Source organism: Phreatobacter aquiterrae (assembly GCF_053471285.1).
On the sequence record NZ_JBJPHW010000013.1, the window covers coordinates 1 to 17,971 of the forward strand.

Genomic DNA, 17,971 nt, shown 5'->3' on the forward strand with positions numbered 1-17,971 from the left:
CTCCACACCCGTCATCCCTGGACCCTTCCCGAAAACGGAAAGGATCGTGCGCTATGGCCTCAGCAGGGGTGGTTATTGGACGCGAAACCAGCCCAGCAGGGGGTGGTTCTTGCACGCGATTTCACAGCATCGGTCACGACATGGAGCGTTGCGATGTTCACCAGGCGTCATTTCCTCGCCGCAGCCGGCGCTCTCAGTGCCGTTCCCATGGCGGCACAGGCCCATCATGGCTGGGGCGGCTTCGACCGCGAGAAAGTCCTCGACCATACCGGTCCGGTGGCGCGGTCGACCTATGCCAACCCGCATGGGACGCTCTACATGGTCAAGGACGGTCAGGAGCTGACCATCGAGCTCGCGCCGACCTCGCGCCTGCAGGCTCGCGGCCTGTCGGCCGAGGACGTGGCGCCGGGCAAGACGCTCCGCGTTTATGCCTATCAGAACCGCGGCAACCCGAATGTCTATCGCGCCGAATGGGTCGAGGTGGTTGGCCGCCGCATCGAGCTCAGGTAAAGGCGATCCATCGGCCGAGCATGAGGGCGGCGAGCCAGCCGGTCAGGGACACCAGCCCGGCAGTCCGGGCGTAAGGCCCGGCGGGCCATACGTCCGTGCGACGGCGCGCCAACCACTCGAAGGCGAGGGCGTTGATGAGCGCCAGCCCGACGACGACCATTTTGGCGAGAAAGATCCGGTTGGCCAGATACTCGCCCGGCCGCGCCGAGAGCAGCAGAACGCCAGTCACGACGGCCAGCCCTGCGCCAACGCGCGCCAAGATGCGGAGAAGGCGCGCCGCGCCGTCGTCGAGATGGCGCAGAAGACCGGCGAGGCGGAGGTCAACCAGAAGGATACCGCCGATCAGCAGGGCGATGCCGAGGATGTGCAGGACCGAGACGACGCCGTAGACCGGCGTCGACAGGGTGACACCACTCAACCGGCCGATGGCATCGAGGAGGCCGGTCAGGGTCTCCATGGGCTCAGCCGAGGAGCTGCTTCACCAGCGGGCTCGCCCTGCCGAAGTCCATCTGGCCGGCATAGCGGGCCTTCAACTCGCCCATCACCTTGCCCATGTCCTTGACGCCGGCAGCGCCCGTCTCGGCGATGACGGCGGCAATCGCCGCCTTTGCCTCGGCCTCGTCCATCTGCTTGGGCAGATAGGCGGTGATGACGGCGATCTCGGCGGTCTCCTGGTCGGCGAGCTCGGGGCGGCCGCCGTCGGCATACATCTTCGCGCTCTCCTGCCGCTGCTTCACCATCTTCTGGAGAAGCTGGAGGATCTCGTCGTCGGATAGCGGACCCTTGCCGGCGCCACGCGCCTCGATGTCCTTGTCCTTGAGCGCCGCCTGCATGAGGCGGATGGTGCCGAGGCGCGGCTTGTCGCCGGCCTTCATGGCCTCCTTCAGATCGCTCATGAACCTGTCGCGCAGCATGGTCTTCGTCTCCTCGACACGGTTGGTCGCAGGCATCGGCCGGGGCTCACCGGGGGCGGGCAGGGCCATGGGAGAATGATGGCCGGGCGGGGGGCGGGGATTTCACGGGATTTTGGTCCCGCATCCTTTGACCGCCTGCCAAGTCGTCGCTATGTAGGCGCCTTATGACACACAAACAAGACGAATCCGGCTGGACTGATCCCACGCCGACGGCCCTGCTCGTGCTCGCCGACGGCACGGTGATCGAAGGCTTCGGCCTCGGAGCGGAGGGCGTCGCCGATGGCGAGGTCTGCTTCAACACCGCCATGACCGGCTATCAGGAGATCCTCACCGATCCCTCTTATGCCGGCCAGATCATCACCTTCACCTTTCCGCACATCGGCAATGTCGGCGCCAACGACGAAGACATCGAAACGGTCAACATGGCCGGAGCCTCGGGCGTGCGCGGCGTCGTGCTGAAGGCGGCGATCACCCAGCCGTCGAACTACCGCTCGGGGAGCCATTTCGACCAGTGGCTGAAGCGGCGCGGCATCGTCGGCCTCTGCGGCGTCGACACGCGTGCGCTGACCGCGCTGATCCGCGAGAAGGGCATGCCCAACGCGGTCATCGCCCATTCGGCCAGGGGCACGTTCGACGTCGAGGCGCTGAAGGCGCGCGCCGCCGGCCTGCCGTCGATGGATGGCCTCGATCTCGTGCCCGGCGTCACCTCGTCGCAGCGCTATCCCTGGTCCGAGACGGTCTGGGAGTGGAACGAGGGCTATGGCGAAGCCGGCGAGCCGCGCTTCCACGTCGTCGCGCTCGACTATGGCGTGAAGCGCAACATCCTGCGTTTGCTCGCCAATGCCGGATGCAAGGTGACCGTCGTGCCCGCCCATGCCTCCGTCGAGGACGTCATGGCGCTGAAGCCTGACGGGGTCTTCCTGTCGAACGGCCCGGGCGATCCGGCCGCGACGGGACAATATGCCGTGCCGGTGATCCGGGCCGTGCTCGACAAACAGATCCCGACCTTCGGCATCTGCCTCGGCCACCAGATGCTGGGTCTCGCCGTGGGCGCGAAGACCCTGAAGATGCACCAGGGCCATCACGGGGCGAACCACCCAGTGAAGGACATGGACACGGGCAAGGTGGAGATCACCTCGATGAACCACGGCTTTGCCGTGGACGAGGCGACCCTGCCGGCCAACGCGCGCCCGACGCACATCAGCCTGTTCGACGGCTCCAACGCCGGCATCGCCCTGACGGACCGCCCGGCCTTCTCGGTGCAATACCATCCCGAGGCGAGCCCGGGACCGATGGACAGCCATTATCTCTTCGACCGCTTCGTGGCGATGATGGAAAAGGCCAGGGCCGCCTGACCGGCGGCGTCGCGGGATTATCCTCGTTGTCCACAGGCCGGTAGCTGAGTGCCCGTCAGCCCCAGCGGCCTTCAACGCAGGTTAAAATGAAAGCCGTCGCAGAATGTTGCGGCGCCTTCTTCATGTGAGTTGCGAGATATCGGCTGGCGTCAGAGCCGCGCGACGCTGACCCGGCCGACGCCGCGCTGGATAAGGCCGATCTGTCGGGCGACGCCGCGCGAGACGTCGACGATGCGTCCGCGGATGAAGGGTCCCCGATCAACGATCGTCACCACTGCCGAGCGGCCATTGGCCATGTTCGTCACCCTGATCCTGGATCCGCAGGGAAGGCTGCGATGAGCCGCTGTCATGGCCTCGGGATTGTGGCGACCGCCGCATGCGGTCCGACCGGGCAGTTGATACCAGGAGGCGAGGCCGACCGCATCGGCTGCTGCCGCGGGAAGAGCCGGCGAAGCGGCGAAAAATGCAGCGCTGATCGCGGCGAAGCGAAGCGAAGACGTCATCTTGTGGGTTCCCGGGCTCTCGCGCAGGTGCGGAATCGGCACGGCGCGGATGGGTTTGAGCGACAGCGGAAATGTCACGCCTGCCGCCAAGCGATGGGCTGGGAGTAGAGGCGAAATGAGTCCGGAATGCGGCCCGGGCGGTGGACAACGATCTGACGGCCGGTCCGGCTGACCGTCGACGCGCGGGCGCCGTGATGGCAACCATCAGGGATTCGCGATTGTCTCTCGCGGAGGCAGGCACGATCCTAAGGGCCTCGCGTTCACCGGAGTTCCCATGACCGACGTCTTTCGCACCGGCGACCTCACCATTCATCGTATCGTCGAGCAGGAGGGCGGGTTCCTCGATGCCTTCGACATGCTGCCGGACCTGACGGACGGGCAACTCGACACGGAACGGGAATGGCTGTCGCGCACGGGGGCGATCGGGGCCGACGGCCGGCTGATCATGGCCTTCCAGAGCTATGTGGTGCGCACGCCGCATCATGTGATCCTGGTCGACAGTTGCATCGGAAACGGCAAGCAGCACCCGACCCGTCCGGACTGGCACGAGAAGACCGATGACCGGTTCATGTCGGGACTGGCCGCGGCCGGGCTCGGCCTGAGCGACATCGACTACGTGATGTGCACTCACCTCCATGCCGATCATGTCGGCTGGAACACGCGGCTGGAGAATGGCCGCTGGGTGCCAACCTTTCCGAAGGCGCGCTATGTCTTCGGCGCCCGCGAGTTCGAACACTGGCAGGCCATAGACGCCAGGGCGCCGGTCTTGCCCTTCCAGGACAGCGTCCTGCCGGTGGTGGAGGCGGGCCGGGCCGACCTCGTCGCCGGCGACCATGCCATCGGCGATCATCTCAGGCTGATGGCGACACCGGGCCACACGCCCGGGCACGTCTCCATCCTGTTCGGCAAGGGTCGCGACGAGGCGGTGGCGCCCGGCGACCTCATCCATTCGCCCGTGCAGGCCCTCTGGCCGGAGCTGTCCACCAAGTTCGATGTCGACAGGCAGGAGGCGGTCCGCACGCGGAGCGCCTTCCTCGAGCGCTACTGCGATACCGAGACGCTGTGCTGCATGGCGCATTTTCCGTCGCCATCGGTCGGGCGCATCGCGCGCCGCGGCGAGGGGTTCGTATGCAGGCCGGTCGCGGAGTGAGCCTCAGGCCCAGAGGCGCTCCTGTTCGCGGCCGCGATAGAGCGGCGCGACATACTCGCCATAGCCGTTGAACAGCTTTGTCGGCACGCGCCCCCCGCCGCCGATCAGTTCCTCCGTCGCCTGGCTCCAGCGCGGATGGGCGACGGCCGGGTTCACGTTGGCCCAGAAGCCGTATTCGCCGCCCTGCAGGCGCTCCCAGAACGACTGCGGACGCTGTTCGGTGAAGGAGATGCGGACGATCGACTTCACCGACTTGAACCCGTACTTCCACGGCACGATGAGGCGGAGCGGCGCGCCATGCTGGCGCGGCACCGGCTTGCCGTAGATGCCGGTGACGAGAATGGCGAGGTCGTGGGCGGCTTCATCGATGGTCAGCCCCTCGACATAGGGCCAGGAATACCAGGGCGAGCGCATGCCCGGCGCCCAGCTCTGTGTGTCGAAGGTCTCCATCCGCACATATTTGGCCGAGCCGAGCGGCTGGACCATGTCCATCAGCGCCTTGATGGGGAAGCCGGTCCAGGGCACGGTCATGCCCCAGGCCTCGACGCAGCGGAAGCGATAGACCCGCTCCTCCAGCGGCATGGCGCGGATCAGCTTGTCGATGTCGATCGTCTGCGGCTTTTCCACCAGCCCGTCGATCTTGACGGTCCAGGGGCGGATCGGCAGCGCCTGGGCGGCGCGGGCGATCTGCTTGGAGCCGCCGAACTCGTAGAAATTGTTGTAATTTCCGGCAACGTTCTCGGCCGTCAGGGGCCGCTCGACCGTGTAGGTCGCATTCCGGGGGGCCGGATAGAGGTCGGCGGTCGGATCGGTTCCTTGAGCCTCGACCCGCCCGGCCAGCGCGGTTGCGGCAATGCCGGCGCCGGCCGCCATCATCGTGCGGCGCGACATGAAGATGGATTCGGGAGTGGCCGCGCTCTCCGGCAATTCCCACCCGCGCTTCGACCTGATCAGCATGGGGGCTCCCTTCGACTTTCCAAGAGGCTATAGGGCGCTCCGCCCGTCACCAAATCACGCTATGGCGAGTCGCATCCCGCCCCGCCCTGGAGGCCAACGTGCTGCCGCAGACCCTCGTTTCCTATATCGGCCTGGCCGCTGCTTTCGTTACGACCTTCTGCTGGCTGCCGCAGGCCATCCGCATCATCCGCACCCGCGACACGCGCGCCATCTCCCTGTCCGCCTACAGCGCCTTCGCGCTCGGCATCGCGCTGTGGCTGGTCTATGGCATCGCGCTCGGCGACCTCCCGCTCATCCTCTCCAACACGGTGACGCTGGCCCTGCAGCTCACGATCGTTGGCCTCAAGCTCAGATACGGATGACGGGAGCGGGTGGTTCGTCCAAAGCCAACGTCTGAGTGGGAAAATGTCGGCGCCGCCGCTGGTGATGGATGGGCTGCCGCATGCTAGCCATCGAGGAGCCCCTGCCGGAGACTTCCATGGCCGCCCTGACATCGCCCGCCGTCTCGCCGATCCTGCTGCTCGTCGCCTCCAACGTCTTCATGACCTTCGCCTGGTATGGACACCTGAAGTTCAAGGCGACGCCCCTCATCGTCGTCATCCTCGTGAGCTGGGGCATCGCCCTGTTCGAATATTGCCTGGCGGTGCCGGCCAACCGCATCGGCCACGGGGTCTACAGCGCCGCCGAGTTGAAGACGATCCAGGAGGTGATCACGCTGCTGGTCTTCGCCGTGTTCTCGGTCGTATTCCTCAAGGAACAATTGTCGTGGAATCATGCGATCGGGTTTGCGCTCATCGCGGCCGGGGCATTCTTCGTGTTCCAGGGGAGAGGCGCTTGAACAGGCCATTCATCAGCGGCATTCCCGCGCTCGACGCCTATCTGGCGGAAGGCTTCGAGACGGTGCCGGGCATGTCGTCGCGATTCTCGGCGACGATCTGCGGGCACCTCTTGCGCCGCCAGAACGAAATGGGCATTCGCGGCTCGGTGGCCGAGATCGGCGCCTTCGAGGGACGTTTTCTCATCGCCATGGGCCATGCCCTGGCGCCCGGCGAGCATGCCTATGGCTTCGACGTCTTCACCTGGCCCGACGACCGTGTTCTCGACCGATTCGTCGCCAATGCCGAGCGGCATGGTCTCGACAGCTCCCGGTTCACGCCGCGGCCGTTCGACACCGGCAAGCTGACGGTCGACGAGTTCGCCGGCCTGACAGGGAGGGGTCCCCTGCGGTTCATCCACATCGACGGGGATCATTCGCCCGAGCCGCTGATGCACGATCTGGCGCTGGCCCATGCGCGGCTGCACCCGCAGGGCCTGATCTGCCTCGACGACATGCTCCACCCCGGCTACCCCTTCCTGGTGGTGACGGTGCATGCCTATCTGACGGCGCATCCGGATATGGTGCTGATGTGTGTCATCGACCGCGAGGACATCGTCGCGGCGCCGAAGTTCCTCATCTGCCGGCGCGATGCCGTGGCGCTCTACGAGACCGACCTCATGCAGAGCTTCCCCGAGCAGCATTTCGTCCTGGGTGGCGACGCTATGGGGCACCACTGCGTCGTGCTGACGCCGAACCCGCGGCTCGCGGACGTTTGAGAGCGTCAGCGACCCGGCGGTGCGAGGCGCAGGAGGGCGCCGTCGCGGGCGTCGGTGAGGAGCCACAGGGCGCCATCGGGACCCTGCTGGACGTCGCGGAAACGATGGCCGAGATCGGTCAGAAGCCGCTCCTGCCGGACGACCTTTTCCCCGTCGAGGACGATGCGAACCAGCATCCGGCCGGCAAGGGCGCCCGAGAAGGCACTACCCGTCCAGGCGGGTATCAGGTCCGCCGTGTAGAAGGTCAGGCCCGAGGGGGCGATGGACGGCGTCCAGTGGACAAGGGGCTGGACGAGGCCGTCGCGCTGCCGCAGGCCACCGTTGATCGCCCGGCCGTCATAGTGGGTACCCCAGGAGATGAGCGGCCAGCCGTAGTTCTCGCCGGGACGCACGGCATAGAGGCCGTCGCCGCCGCGCGGACCGTGGTTGCTGATCCACAGGCGGCCGGTCTCGGGGTGCAACGCGGCGCCTTGAACGTTGCGCAGGCCGATGGCCCAGATGGCCGGGCTCCAGCCGCTCTGCCCCGTCGCGGCGCCGTTGTCCGGCGCCGGCTGACCGTCGGTCGTGATGCGCACGATCTTGGCGAGGGTATTCGCCGGGTTCTGGCTCTGATCCATCTGGCCGAACCGGTCGCCGGTCGTGACGAACAGGTGTCCCGTCCGGTCGAAGACGAGGCGCGAGCCGAAATGGAGGCGGCTGGCGATGGGCGGGTCCTGGCGCCAGATGACGAGGCCCTCCTCGAGCCGGTCCCCGGCCTCGCTCAGCCGGGCGCGGAACACCGCCGTCGCGTTGGTGTCCCTGCCGCGGGGTTCGGAAAAGCTCAGATAGACGCGGCGGTTGCCGGGAAAATCGGGGTCGAGCGCGATGCCGAGCAGGCCGCCCTGGCCGACGGCCTGGACCTCGGGCACACCGGCGACGGGCGGGGAGACCGCGCCGTCCCGCGTTACCACGCGGAGACGTCCGGGGCGTTCCGTGACCAGCATGCGGCCGTCGGGCAGGAAGGCTATCCCCCAGGGGTTCTCAAGGCCGGTCGCCACGGTCGTGACGGTGACGGCCTGGTCAGGGGAGGTGGACGCTGTGCTTTGCGCGCGCGCAGCTACACTCGCCAGGCCGGCAGCCAATGCCACCAGCACAATCCATGACGCTATTCCGATCCGGGGGTTCATTGGCTGAATGCTCCAGAGCGGTCAGACGGCGACCGGCGGGTCCTTCGGCGCCTCTCCGCTGGTGAACAGTCGGCGCAGCATGGCGAAGAGCAATCCGGCAAGGCCGATGATCGCGACGAGCACCGTACCGGACAAGGCCAAGGTCTCCGGATCGGCGCCTTCCTCGATGGTCGCGGGATCGATCAACTCGCGAGTCAGCGAGAGCCCGGCGATGAGCAGCGCGAGGATCAGTGCGGCGACGACGCCGACGGAAATGATGGTGGGAACCCGCGGATATCCGCGCCCGAAGCCGGCGCGCCCTGCGCCGATGCGAAAGGAATGACGCGAATGCCGCATTCAGCACCTCCTTCCATTCGAGGTTAGACCCAGGGGCACCGCAACCGATCACGAAGCCCGACACCAGCAAGATGGGAACGCCAAGTGCTGAAACAATGTCGCTCCGACGTCCGTTTCCGGCAAAATTGCGGCGGTCCGTCACGCTTGCGTGAGAGATCCGGCCTTGCGGCTAGGCAGAATGCGATCCCGGCAACCCGAACTTAACCATGACCCTGCGACACTCTGACGTCTCACTCTGTCCGAGGATGCCATGTCGCGCTGGCTGCTGTTTCTTGTCGCCGTGGCGGCCGTCGTCACGGCCCAGTTCGTCGACCGGGGATCGAAGGAACTTGCCGAGACCCGGCAATGGGCGCGCGGCACCGCCGACGACGCCATCCAGACCGGCACGATCCGCCGCCCGTCGCAGCGCTAGAACCCGCCACGCTGCATCGCGAGACGGCGGACTTGCGCCCAGGCGCGCGCGGCGCGACGATGATTCCACGCGAGGTCCCGCAACAAGACCCTCCGTTTGACCTGTCACTTCCGGGTCGACCTTCTCGCCCGGGCCCCGACACGAGGGGACGACGACATGGGTGATCAAGGCGGCAGAAGGCAGGCGGGTCCACGGTGCATTGCGCTGGTGGGCCCGTTCCAGAGCGGCAAGACGACCTTGCTGGAGGCGCTGCTCGAGCGAAACGGCGCGATCCAGCGGATGGGGTCGGTGGAGACCGGGACCACGGTCTCCGATTCCAGCGCGGAAGCGCACCAGTTCAAGATGAGCGTCGAGGCGAGCTTCGCCACCACGACCTTCATGGGTGATGCCTACACCTTCGTCGACTGCCCCGGCTCGGTCGACTTCCTGCATGAGATGCGCAACGTCATCCCGGCGGTCGATGCGGCCGTCGTCGTCTGCGAGGCGGACGAGAAGAAGATCCCCGCCCTCGGCGTCATTCTCAGGGAGCTCGAGGACCACGGTATCCCGCGCATCCTGTTCATCAACAAGATCGACAAGGCCGACAGGCGCATCCGCGAGACGCTGCAGATCCTCCGGCCGGCCTCGCGCGTCCCGCTGCTGCTGCGGCAGATTCCGATCTGGTCGAACGGCATCGTCTCGGGCTTCGTCGACCTCGCCCTTGAGCGGGCCTTCGTCTACCGCGAGCACGCGCCATCCGAGGTCGTGCCGCTGGCTGGCGAGGATCTCGACCGCGAGAAGGAGGCGCGCTTCACCATGCTGGAGACGCTTGCCGACCACGACGACGAATTGATGGAAACCCTCCTGTCCGACCTCGAACCGCCGAAGGATCGCGTCTTCGACGATCTCGGCCGCGAACTGGCGGAGGGGCATGTGGTGCCCGTGCTGTTCGGTTCGGCCCTTCATACCAACGGCGTGCTGCGCCTGTTGAAGACATTGCGCCACGACGTGCCGGCCGTCGGCGCTGCGGCGAAGCGGCTCGGTGTGACCGGCGGCGATCCGGTCGCCCATGTCATGAAGACCATCCACACCGCCCATGGCGGCAAGCTGTCGGTCGCCCGCCTGCTGCATGGCTCGCTGGGCGAAGGCGCCATCCTGACCGGAACCGCTGGCGTGGCGGAGCGCACCTCCGGCCTCTTCAGGCTGTTCGGGCCTGGCGTCGAGAAGATGCGCGAGGCCAGCGCCGGCGACACCGTGGCTCTCGGCAAGCTCGACCACGTCGCCACCGGAGAAACCGTGACCACGGGCAAGGCGGCCCCACGGCAGATCGCCGGCGCGTCGCCGCCGCAGGCCGTCCTGTCCGTGGCGCTATCGGCCCGGGACCGCAAGGACGACGTCAAGCTGGGTCTCGCCCTCGGCAAGCTGCACGACGAGGACCCCTCGCTCACCGTCACCCATCTCGGCGAGACGGGCGAGATCGTCCTGTCGGGACAGGGCGAGATGCATCTGCGCGTGGCGGTGTCGAAACTCGCCAACCGCTACGGCGTGCAGGTGAACCAGGCCAAGCCTTCCGTCGGCTACCGCGAGACGATCAAGAAGGCCGCCACCGGTGTTCGCGGCCGGCACCGCAAGCAGTCGGGCGGGCATGGCCAGTTCGGTGACGTGGTGATCGACGTCAGGCCCGTCGACCGCGGGGCGGGATTCCTGTTCGGCGACACGATCGCCGGCGGCGTCGTGCCGAAGCAGTACATCCCGGCCGTGAAGGACGGGATCGAGGAGACCTTGCGCCGGGGGCCGCTCGGATTTCCCGTCGTCGACATCGCCGTGACGCTCACCGACGGCAGCTATCACACGGTGGACAGCTCCGACATGGCGTTCCAGCAGGCTGGCCGCATCGCCATCCAGGACGCGCTGCCCACGTGCCATCCGGTGCTGCTGGAGCCGATCCACCGCGTGGAGGTGGCGATCCCTTCCGACGCCACGGCCCGGATCAACGCCATCGTCTCGGCAAGACGCGGACAGATCCTGGGCTTCGATTCCCGCGATGGCTGGCCGGGATGGGATGTGGTGGCGGCGCTCATGCCCGAATCCGAGATCGGCGACCTGATCGTCGAGATCCGGTCTGCTACCGCCGGCGTCGGATCCTTCACCTACGGCTTCGATCACCTGGCCGAACTGACGGGCCGGGAGGCCGAGAAGATCGTCCAGTCGCGGGCGGCGTGACCGCGCAGCGCCGCGAAACACCACCGGGCAAAAAAAAGGCCGGGCTCCAGGAGCCCGGCCGTTTAAGTTTCGGCTTCCGATGACGAACATCTGGAAGCCGCCTTCCAGAGGGGAACGCCGACAGCGACGCGAAGATCACAGGGAGGACGTGATCCCAAAATGCTATCGACAAAACCGAAGATGGCGCCTTCGTGTGCAGCGCACAACCGGAATGCCTGCATGGCAGGACTTCCCGTGCCGCACGCCTCGGCATCATGCTGCCAATTTGAGCAAAATCGCCTGGTTGCAAATCGCCGCCATTGCCACGCTGCGGCGAATGATCGCCGGGGGAAACTCCCCTCGCGTGTGGATAAGGGTGGCGGCGCGATTGCACCCGCGTGACGAATCCAAGATCGCTTGTCGGGTCAGTAGGCAGCGCCGCCATCCTGCGTTAGGGTCTGGATCAGAGATCGATTCGACAAGTCGAATCAAAAGCTTGCAGGTGAGTGCCTCGGCAGCCTGCGTGTCGGTCTCCTGTCCAGTTGCGTCCCGTCGCGTCTGTCCGACAACCGAGCGAACCGCACGGGGGCGGAATGTCCTTGACCGATATCGAAAGCACCGACCGGCAGGTCAATCCCGTCGATCTGGTGGAGAACCTGGCGGCCCTCAACGAGTGGTCCTTCGACCGTTCGGGAGATGACGAGATCACCCTCTCGGTCACCGGCCGTTGGTCTGACTATCATGCGTCCTTCACATGGATGGACGACATCGAATCGCTGCACCTCGCCTGTGCCTTCGACCTGAAGGTGCCGGACCGGCGGCGTTCCGAGGTCAAGGACCTCATCCAGCTTATCAACGAGCAGCTCTGGCTCGGGCATTTCGACCTCTGGCCGCAGGAGGGCGTCGTCATGTTCCGGCATGCGCTGCTGCTCGCCGGCGGGGCGGAGGCCTCGGGTCGCCAGTGCGAGGCGCAACTGGATGCCGCCATGGAGGCCTGCGACCGCTACTATCAGGCGTTCCAGTTCGTCGTATGGGCTGGCAAGACAGCGCGCGAGGCCATGGACTCCGCCCTCTTCGAGACGGCCGGCGAGGCGTGACAGCGGCCTTCGGGGCGGCTATCGGTCTTCGCCGACAGCTTCCGAGGACGCCATGACCCATGTGAACGACGACGATTCCACGCGCCTTGCCGCATATGCCGGGCATGTCGTGCTGGTCGGGGCCGGACAGATGGGTGGCGCGCTTCTTCGCGGCTGGCTGAAGCACGGCCTGCCGGCGTCCCGCGTCACCGTGATCGATCCGCGGCCGCCGGCCAACGTCCAGGCCATCATCGACGCCAATGGCATCGCCATCGATCCGATCGATCCGGCGGTTGCCGACGTCCTCGTCGTCGCCGTCAAGCCGCAGATCGCCGACGATGTCCTGCCGCTGGTCCGGCATCTGGTCGGCCCCTCGACCGTCGTCGTCTCGGTCATGGCTGGCAAGACCATCGACCGGCTGGAAGCGGTGTTCGGACGCGGGACGGCCGTGGTGCGGACCATCCCGAACACGCCTGCGGCGGTTGGCCGCGGCATCACCGGAGCGGCCGCAAACCCGCATGTCACCGCCGCCCAGCATCAGGCGGTGGAGACGCTGATGTCGGCGGTCGGCCGCGTCGAATGGCTGGCGCGCGAGGACTGGATCGACATTGTCACCGCCGTATCTGGGTCGGGTCCGGCCTATGTCTTCCTGCTGGCCGAGACGCTGGCCAAGGCGGGCGTCGCCGCCGGTCTGCCGCCGGATCTGGCGCTGCGGCTCGCCCGCGCCACCGTGGAAGGGGCGGGGGAACTCATGTTCCGGTCACCCGACATCGATCCTGCGACCCTGCGGCAGAACGTGACCTCGCCCAACGGCACGACCCATGCCGCCCTGCAGGTGCTGATGGCCGCCAATGGCGTCGATCCGCTGTTCGTTCAGGCTGTCGCCGCTGCGGCGAAACGCTCGCGGGAACTGGCAGGCTGACACGGGCCTGCCTATCTCTCATTTATGCGATGACCGCGCACGAGGGAGCGTTCGATGACCGGAACTGCAACAGCGTCGGAAATGAACCACCGCGAGGCCATCGTTTCGGCCTTCATGGGGCTGCTTGCCGAGCGACCGCTTGGCGAGGTGACGCTGGTGGATACGGCGGAGCGCGCCGGCCTGTCGCTCGGTCAGGTGCGGGCGGTGTTCGGCTCCCGCTTCGAGATCATCGCCGCCTTCGTCGCCTCCATCGACAAGGCGGTGCTCGACGGGATCGATGCGGATCTCGCCGATCAGGATATCAAGGAGCGGCTGTTCGACGTGCTGATGCGCCGGCTCGATCTCCTGGCGCCCCATAGGGAGGCCGTTCGCCGGCTCTCGGCCGCCGCAATGTGCGACCCGGGCCTTGCCCTGGCGCTCAATGGGCTGGCGGTGCAGTCGCAGCGCTGGATGCTGGCCGCTGCCGGCGTCGAGGTCCCGGGGGCAGGGGGCGCCATCCGCGCCCAAGGACTGGCTATCGCCTTCGCCAAGGTCGTCAGGGCATGGCTCGACGACGACGACGACGACCCGGCGCTCGCGAGGACCATGCGCGTTCTCGACGAGCAACTCGTCCGGGCGGGGAGGGCGGCGGGCGCCCTGAAGGCGGTCGAGCGCGTGGCAGGCCCCATTCTCGGTCTCCTGTGCGCGCCGTTTTCTCGACGCCGCAGCGAGCGAACGGACCGCGATGCAGCAAGCGGGACGGAGCGCGGCTGGCGCGGCGATGATTTCCGCGATCCCAAAGTCACGCCGGTCTGAGGACCGAGCGGCGCCGACGGTCTTGACCGGCGAGGGGCGTTCGATGGATACGCCCGCGTGTCCCGGCTCATGCACGCCGGATCGCACCTTCCAGCGAGGCCGGCATGATCGAGACGTCCCTGAGCCCTGTCATCGGCTTCGATGATTTTCTGAAGGTGGACATCCGCGTCGGACGGATCGTCGAGGCGCAGCCTTTTCCCGAGGCGCGCAAGCCGGCCATCAAGCTCGTGATTGATTTCGGCGGCGAGATCGGCCGGAAAAAGTCGTCGGCCCAGATCACCAAACACTACACGCTGGATGCCCTGATCGGGCGACAGGTACTGGCGGTGGTGAATTTTCCGCCGCGCCAGATCGGCAAGTTCATGTCCGAGGTGCTGACCCTCGGCGTCCCGGACGAGACCGGCGAGGTGGTCCTCATCGGTCCCGGCCAGGATGTGCCGGAAGGCGGGCGGCTGTTCTGACCGCCCGCCTCCCAGGTCCGATCAGCGGATCGGCGGGGCGTACTGCAAACCGCCCTTGGTCCACAGCGCATTGAGACCGCGGGCGATGCCGAGGCGAGAACCGGCGCCGAGATGGCGGTCGAACATCTCACCGTAGTTGCCGACATGGCGGACGATGCGGACGACCCAGTCCTTGGTGAGACCCAGGGCCTCGCCGGCATTGCCCTCGACGCCGAGCACGCGGCGGATTTCGGGATTGGCCGACTGCAGCATCTGGTCGAGGTTGGCCTTGGAGATGGAGAGTTCCTCCGCCGTGATCATGGCGAAGTGGGTCCACTTGACGATGTCGAACCACTGATCGTCACCATGGCGGACCACCGGGCCGAGCGGCTCTTTCGAAATGATCTCCGGCAGGACCATGTGGTCGTCGGGCTTCGCGAGGCTGAGGCGCTGGGAATAGACGCCCGATGCGTCGGTGGTGAACACGTCGCAGCGGCCGGAATCATAGGCCTTGAGCACCTCGTCGGCGGTGTTGAATACGACCGGCTCGTATTTCAGGTTATTGGCCCGGAAGTAGTCGGCGACGTTGAGCTCGGTCGTCGTGCCGGTCTGGACGCAGACCGAGGCGCCGGACAGTTCGCGCGCGCTCTTGATGTTGAGCGACTTGCGGACCATGAAGCCCTGGCCGTCATAGTAGTTGACGCCGGCGAAGTTCAGGCCGAGCGCGGTGTCGCGCTGGATGGTCCAGGTCGTGACGCGGGAGAGCAGGTCCACCTCGCCGGACTGCAGGGCCGTGAAGCGGTCCTTGGCCGACAGCGGCGAGAAGCGCACCTTTGTCGGGTCGTTGAAGATGGCGGCGGCGAGCGCCCGGCACAGGTCGACGTCGATGCCGGTCCAGTTGCCGGCGCTGTCCGGCTGGGAGAACCCGGCAAGGCTGGGGCTGACGCCGCATTTGACGTAACCGGCGCTCTGGATGTTGCGCAGCGTATTGCCGCCCGTCTGGGCCATGGCCGGCGCAAGGCCGGCGCCAAGACCGATGGCCGCCCCGAGGGCAAGGGTTGAGACGATCCGTTTCATGGTGGCTGACTTCCCGCTCTGGATGGTTGTTTCACCGCACCCTTGCCATCCGGTCGATCAGGGCACGCAGGAGGCAATCTAGCAGGGGAGCCGGCGGGCATGGCAAGCCGGTATCGCGCGACATTGTGGCGCCCAAGAAAATGGCCGGGACGAGCCCGGCCATCTGGTCGTCAGGATCGGTGCTCTGCGATCAGGCCGCAGCCGCCTTGGGCGTCACCTCGGTGGTGTAGTCGTCCATGATCGTCTTCGACATGTTGCCCGGCGTGTAGCGGTAGGGACCGATCTCCGACACGGGCGTTACCTCGGCGGCGGTGCCGGTGATGAAGCACTCGTTGAAGGAGGCGAGTTCCTCCGGCATGATCCGCCTCTCGATCACCTCGAAGCCCCGCTTCCTGCAAAGGTCGATGACGGTGCGGCGGGTGATGCCGTCGAGGAAGCAGTCGGCGATCGGCGTGTGAACTTGGCCGTCCTTGATGAAGAAGACATTGGCGCCGGTGCATTCGGCGACGCGGCCCTGCCAGTCGAACATCAGCGCGTCGGCATAGCCCTTCTTCTCCGCCTTGTGCTTGGAGATGGTGCAGATCATGTAGAGACCCGCGGCCTTCGAGGTCGACGGTGCTGTCGCCGGGTCGGGGCGGCGGAACTCGGCGATGTCGAGGCGAATGCCCTTCATCTTGGTCGCCGGATCGAAGTAGCTCGGCCATTCCCAGGTGGTGATGGCGAGGTGGATGGTGTTGTGCTGAGCCGACACACCCATCATCTCCGAGCCGCGCCAGGCGACCGGACGCACATAGGCGTCGGTCTGGCCGTTGGCCTTCAGCGTCGCCATCTTCGCCGCGTCGATCTCCTCCACCGAGAAGGGAATCTCGAAGTCGAGCAGTTCTCCGGATTTCTTCAGGCGGGCCGAGTGCTCGGTCGACTTGTAGATGACGCCGCCATAGGCCCGCTCGCCCTCGAACACCGCGGAGCCATAGTGCAGGCCGTGGGTCAGGACGTGAACCTGCGCGTCCCGCCAGGGAACGAGCTTGCCGTCCATCCAGATAAAGCCATCGCGGTCGTGGAACGGGACCAGAGACATGTCTTCCTCCTGTACGCCCCCGGCTTTCGGCTCGCCCCACCGCGATTGTGCGAAAGGGCCGGGTCCGGCTAACCTTGTCATGCGAGAGACGGCGCTGGGCGACGATTCCCGATGTGGCGAGCAGCCTTTGGGTACGATCGTTTCGTGAATGCGGGCAGATGAGTAACAATCGGCATCGAATATGTCAACATGACTGACATAAATGTCTCACCGGCACAGCGCAGGCCCGGGTCGGGTGGAGCGGGAGCTTCGTCCGACGCCGCCCTGCGCGATCCGGCTTACGAATTGATCGAACTCATGTTTTTCGCCTACCGCGACTTCGTGGGAGACCCCGATCACGTTCTTGAGCGGTATCAGTTCGGCCGTGCGCATCACCGTGTCCTCCACTTCGTCTTCCGCCATCCGGAAATCCGCGTCGCCGACCTCTTGGATATCCTCAAGATCACCAAGCAGAGCCTCGCCCGCGTCCTCAAGGAACTGGTCGAGCAGGGTTTCATCCTGCAGAAGGAGGGGCAGGTCGACCGGCGTCAGCGCCTGCTCACCGTCACCGACACGGGGCGCGCGCTGGCGCTCGAACTCGCCAAGCTGCAGACGGAACGCTTCGCCCGCGCCATCGCCCAGTCAGGCACGACGCGCGACCAGGCGGTGCGCTTCCTTTATGCGATGATCGATCCGGAGGGACGCGAGGACGTGACGCGGATGATCACCCAGGCGGATCGCGCCCTGCAGCGAACCAAGGATCGGTGAGAGGATGACGGTGCCCGCCAGACCCCCGGAGGACGATGCCGCCCACCTGCTCATCGTCGATGATGACCGGGTGATCCGGCAGACGCTGGCGCGCTATCTCACCAACAACGGCTACCGCGTGACGACTGCGGGCCACGCGGCGGCGGCGCGCAAGCGGCTGGAAGGCCTGACCTTCGACCTCGTCATCCTCGACGTGATGATGCCCGGCGAGACCGGATTTGAACTGGCGCGCGCCATCCGCGGCGGCAGCGCCGGGCCGACGCCGGAACTGCCGATCCTCATGCTCACCGCACGCTCGGACCTGTCGGACCGCCTGACCGGGCTCGAGATCGGTGCCGACGACTACCTGCCGAAACCTTTCGAGCCGAGGGAACTCCTCCTCCGCATCGGCGGCATCCTGCGCCGGGCCATGCCGGTGCCGCAGCCGGTGGTCGAGGCGGTGAAGTTCGGCGATTTCCATTTCCACCTGTCGCGGCTGGAACTGAAGAAGGGCGAGGAGGTCGTGCGCCTGACCGACCGCGAGAAGGAGATGCTGCGGGTGCTGGCGGTGAAGCCGGGGGAGACCGTGCCGCGCTACGATCTGGCTGCGCCGGGCGGCGAGATCAACGAGCGGACCGTCGACGTTCAGGTCAATCGCCTGAGGCGCAAGATCGAGATCGACCCCGCCAATCCGCTGCATCTTCAGACGGTGCGGGGCATCGGATACCGGCTGATCGCCACGCCCTGATTGCGTGCCTGAAACAGTCGCCGGGACCTGCG

Annotated in this window: 22 protein-coding genes; 14 read left to right on the forward strand and 8 right to left on the reverse strand. The window is 66.6% G+C overall.

The features are described 5' to 3' along the window. The first annotated feature begins 153 nt into the window (after window positions 1-153). Window positions 154-510: a DUF6152 family protein gene (locus tag ACJ4V0_RS17860; RefSeq protein ID WP_448300956.1), complete on the forward strand. Its 357-nt coding sequence runs from the start codon at window positions 154-156 to the stop codon at window positions 508-510. On the opposite strand, the gene ACJ4V0_RS17865 is transcribed toward ACJ4V0_RS17860, so the two are convergent. Next, complete coding sequence (locus ACJ4V0_RS17865; protein ID WP_448300957.1) at window positions 503-967, reverse strand: DUF2214 domain-containing protein; 465 nt, start codon at window positions 965-967, stop codon at window positions 503-505. The genes ACJ4V0_RS17860 and ACJ4V0_RS17865 overlap by 8 nt on opposite strands. 4 nt (window positions 968-971) lie before the next feature. Then, entirely contained in the window at window positions 972-1,424 is a 453-nt protein-coding gene (locus ACJ4V0_RS17870) for a GatB/YqeY domain-containing protein (protein WP_448301074.1), read from the reverse strand. Window positions 1,425-1,588: 164 nt separating this feature from the next. On the opposite strand from ACJ4V0_RS17870, the gene carA reads away from it, so the two are divergent. Then, the gene (carA, locus tag ACJ4V0_RS17875; protein ID WP_448300958.1) at window positions 1,589-2,779 is read left to right on the forward strand and encodes a glutamine-hydrolyzing carbamoyl-phosphate synthase small subunit; all 1,191 of its coding nucleotides are present in this window, start codon (window positions 1,589-1,591) and stop codon (window positions 2,777-2,779) included. 149 nt (window positions 2,780-2,928) lie between these two features. Here the strand turns inward: carA and ACJ4V0_RS17880 are convergent, their stop codons facing one another. After that, window positions 2,929-3,282, reverse strand: coding sequence for a septal ring lytic transglycosylase RlpA family protein (locus ACJ4V0_RS17880; protein ID WP_448301075.1), 354 nt, complete (start codon window positions 3,280-3,282; stop codon window positions 2,929-2,931). Window positions 3,283-3,556: 274 nt separating this feature from the next. On the opposite strand from ACJ4V0_RS17880, the gene ACJ4V0_RS17885 reads away from it, so the two are divergent. Beyond that, a complete protein-coding gene (locus ACJ4V0_RS17885; protein ID WP_448300959.1) occupies window positions 3,557-4,432 on the forward strand; it encodes an MBL fold metallo-hydrolase in 876 nt (291 codons plus the stop codon). 3 nt (window positions 4,433-4,435) lie between these two features. Here the strand turns inward: ACJ4V0_RS17885 and msrP are convergent, their stop codons facing one another. Continuing rightward, window positions 4,436-5,389, reverse strand: coding sequence for a protein-methionine-sulfoxide reductase catalytic subunit MsrP (gene msrP, locus ACJ4V0_RS17890; RefSeq protein ID WP_448300960.1), 954 nt, complete (start codon window positions 5,387-5,389; stop codon window positions 4,436-4,438). 98 nt (window positions 5,390-5,487) lie between these two features. On the opposite strand from msrP, the gene ACJ4V0_RS17895 reads away from it, so the two are divergent. The 3 genes from ACJ4V0_RS17895 (at window position 5,488) to ACJ4V0_RS17905 (ending at window position 6,982) form a co-directional block, all read left to right on the forward strand. Next, on the forward strand, window positions 5,488-5,751 hold the full coding sequence (locus ACJ4V0_RS17895; RefSeq protein ID WP_448300961.1) for an SWEET family sugar transporter: 264 nt from the start codon (window positions 5,488-5,490) through the stop codon (window positions 5,749-5,751). Between the two features lie 116 nt (window positions 5,752-5,867). Beyond that, on the forward strand, window positions 5,868-6,227 hold the full coding sequence (locus ACJ4V0_RS17900) for a DMT family protein (protein ID WP_448300962.1): 360 nt from the start codon (window positions 5,868-5,870) through the stop codon (window positions 6,225-6,227). Continuing rightward, window positions 6,224-6,982 (forward strand): class I SAM-dependent methyltransferase, encoded by a 759-nt coding sequence (locus tag ACJ4V0_RS17905; RefSeq protein ID WP_448300963.1) that lies wholly within the window; start codon window positions 6,224-6,226, stop codon window positions 6,980-6,982. Before ACJ4V0_RS17900 ends, ACJ4V0_RS17905 begins: the two co-directional genes overlap by 4 nt. Window positions 6,983-6,987: 5 nt before the next feature. Here the strand turns inward: ACJ4V0_RS17905 and ACJ4V0_RS17910 are convergent, their stop codons facing one another. Further along, window positions 6,988-8,019: a PQQ-dependent sugar dehydrogenase gene (locus ACJ4V0_RS17910; protein WP_448300964.1), complete on the reverse strand. Its 1,032-nt coding sequence runs from the start codon at window positions 8,017-8,019 to the stop codon at window positions 6,988-6,990. A 150-nt stretch (window positions 8,020-8,169) separates the two neighbouring features. After that, window positions 8,170-8,484 (reverse strand): hypothetical protein, encoded by a 315-nt coding sequence (locus ACJ4V0_RS17915; protein ID WP_448300965.1) that lies wholly within the window; start codon window positions 8,482-8,484, stop codon window positions 8,170-8,172. A gap of 250 nt (window positions 8,485-8,734) precedes the next feature. On the opposite strand from ACJ4V0_RS17915, the gene ACJ4V0_RS17920 reads away from it, so the two are divergent. From ACJ4V0_RS17920 to ACJ4V0_RS17945, 6 genes are all read left to right on the forward strand, one after another. Further along, window positions 8,735-8,896: a hypothetical protein gene (locus ACJ4V0_RS17920; RefSeq protein ID WP_448300966.1), complete on the forward strand. Its 162-nt coding sequence runs from the start codon at window positions 8,735-8,737 to the stop codon at window positions 8,894-8,896. Window positions 8,897-9,052: 156 nt separating this feature from the next. Continuing rightward, window positions 9,053-11,098 (forward strand): elongation factor G, encoded by a 2,046-nt coding sequence (locus ACJ4V0_RS17925; protein WP_448300967.1) that lies wholly within the window; start codon window positions 9,053-9,055, stop codon window positions 11,096-11,098. A gap of 572 nt (window positions 11,099-11,670) precedes the next feature. Next, window positions 11,671-12,174 carry a type III secretion system chaperone family protein gene (locus ACJ4V0_RS17930; RefSeq protein WP_448300968.1) on the forward strand — a complete coding sequence of 168 codons (504 nt, stop codon included), beginning with the start codon at window positions 11,671-11,673 and terminating at the stop codon, window positions 12,172-12,174. Between the two features lie 52 nt (window positions 12,175-12,226). Then, the gene (proC, locus tag ACJ4V0_RS17935; protein WP_448300969.1) at window positions 12,227-13,075 is read left to right on the forward strand and encodes a pyrroline-5-carboxylate reductase; all 849 of its coding nucleotides are present in this window, start codon (window positions 12,227-12,229) and stop codon (window positions 13,073-13,075) included. Window positions 13,076-13,129: 54 nt separating this feature from the next. Next, window positions 13,130-13,870, forward strand: coding sequence for a TetR/AcrR family transcriptional regulator (locus tag ACJ4V0_RS17940; protein WP_448300970.1), 741 nt, complete (start codon window positions 13,130-13,132; stop codon window positions 13,868-13,870). Between the two features lie 104 nt (window positions 13,871-13,974). Next, entirely contained in the window at window positions 13,975-14,331 is a 357-nt protein-coding gene (locus ACJ4V0_RS17945; RefSeq protein ID WP_448300971.1) for a tRNA-binding protein, read from the forward strand. Between the two features lie 21 nt (window positions 14,332-14,352). On the opposite strand, the gene ACJ4V0_RS17950 is transcribed toward ACJ4V0_RS17945, so the two are convergent. Next, on the reverse strand, window positions 14,353-15,387 hold the full coding sequence (locus ACJ4V0_RS17950) for an amino acid ABC transporter substrate-binding protein (protein ID WP_448300972.1): 1,035 nt from the start codon (window positions 15,385-15,387) through the stop codon (window positions 14,353-14,355). Window positions 15,388-15,577: 190 nt separating this feature from the next. After that, a complete protein-coding gene (locus ACJ4V0_RS17955) occupies window positions 15,578-16,465 on the reverse strand; it encodes a branched-chain amino acid aminotransferase (RefSeq protein ID WP_448300973.1) in 888 nt (295 codons plus the stop codon). A 297-nt stretch (window positions 16,466-16,762) separates the two neighbouring features. Between ACJ4V0_RS17955 and ACJ4V0_RS17960 the strand changes: the two genes are divergently transcribed. Then, a complete protein-coding gene (locus ACJ4V0_RS17960; RefSeq protein ID WP_448300974.1) occupies window positions 16,763-17,212 on the forward strand; it encodes a MarR family winged helix-turn-helix transcriptional regulator in 450 nt (149 codons plus the stop codon). 4 nt (window positions 17,213-17,216) lie between these two features. Then, window positions 17,217-17,939: a response regulator gene (locus tag ACJ4V0_RS17965; RefSeq protein WP_448300975.1), complete on the forward strand. Its 723-nt coding sequence runs from the start codon at window positions 17,217-17,219 to the stop codon at window positions 17,937-17,939. The last annotated feature ends 32 nt before the right edge of the window (window positions 17,940-17,971 follow it).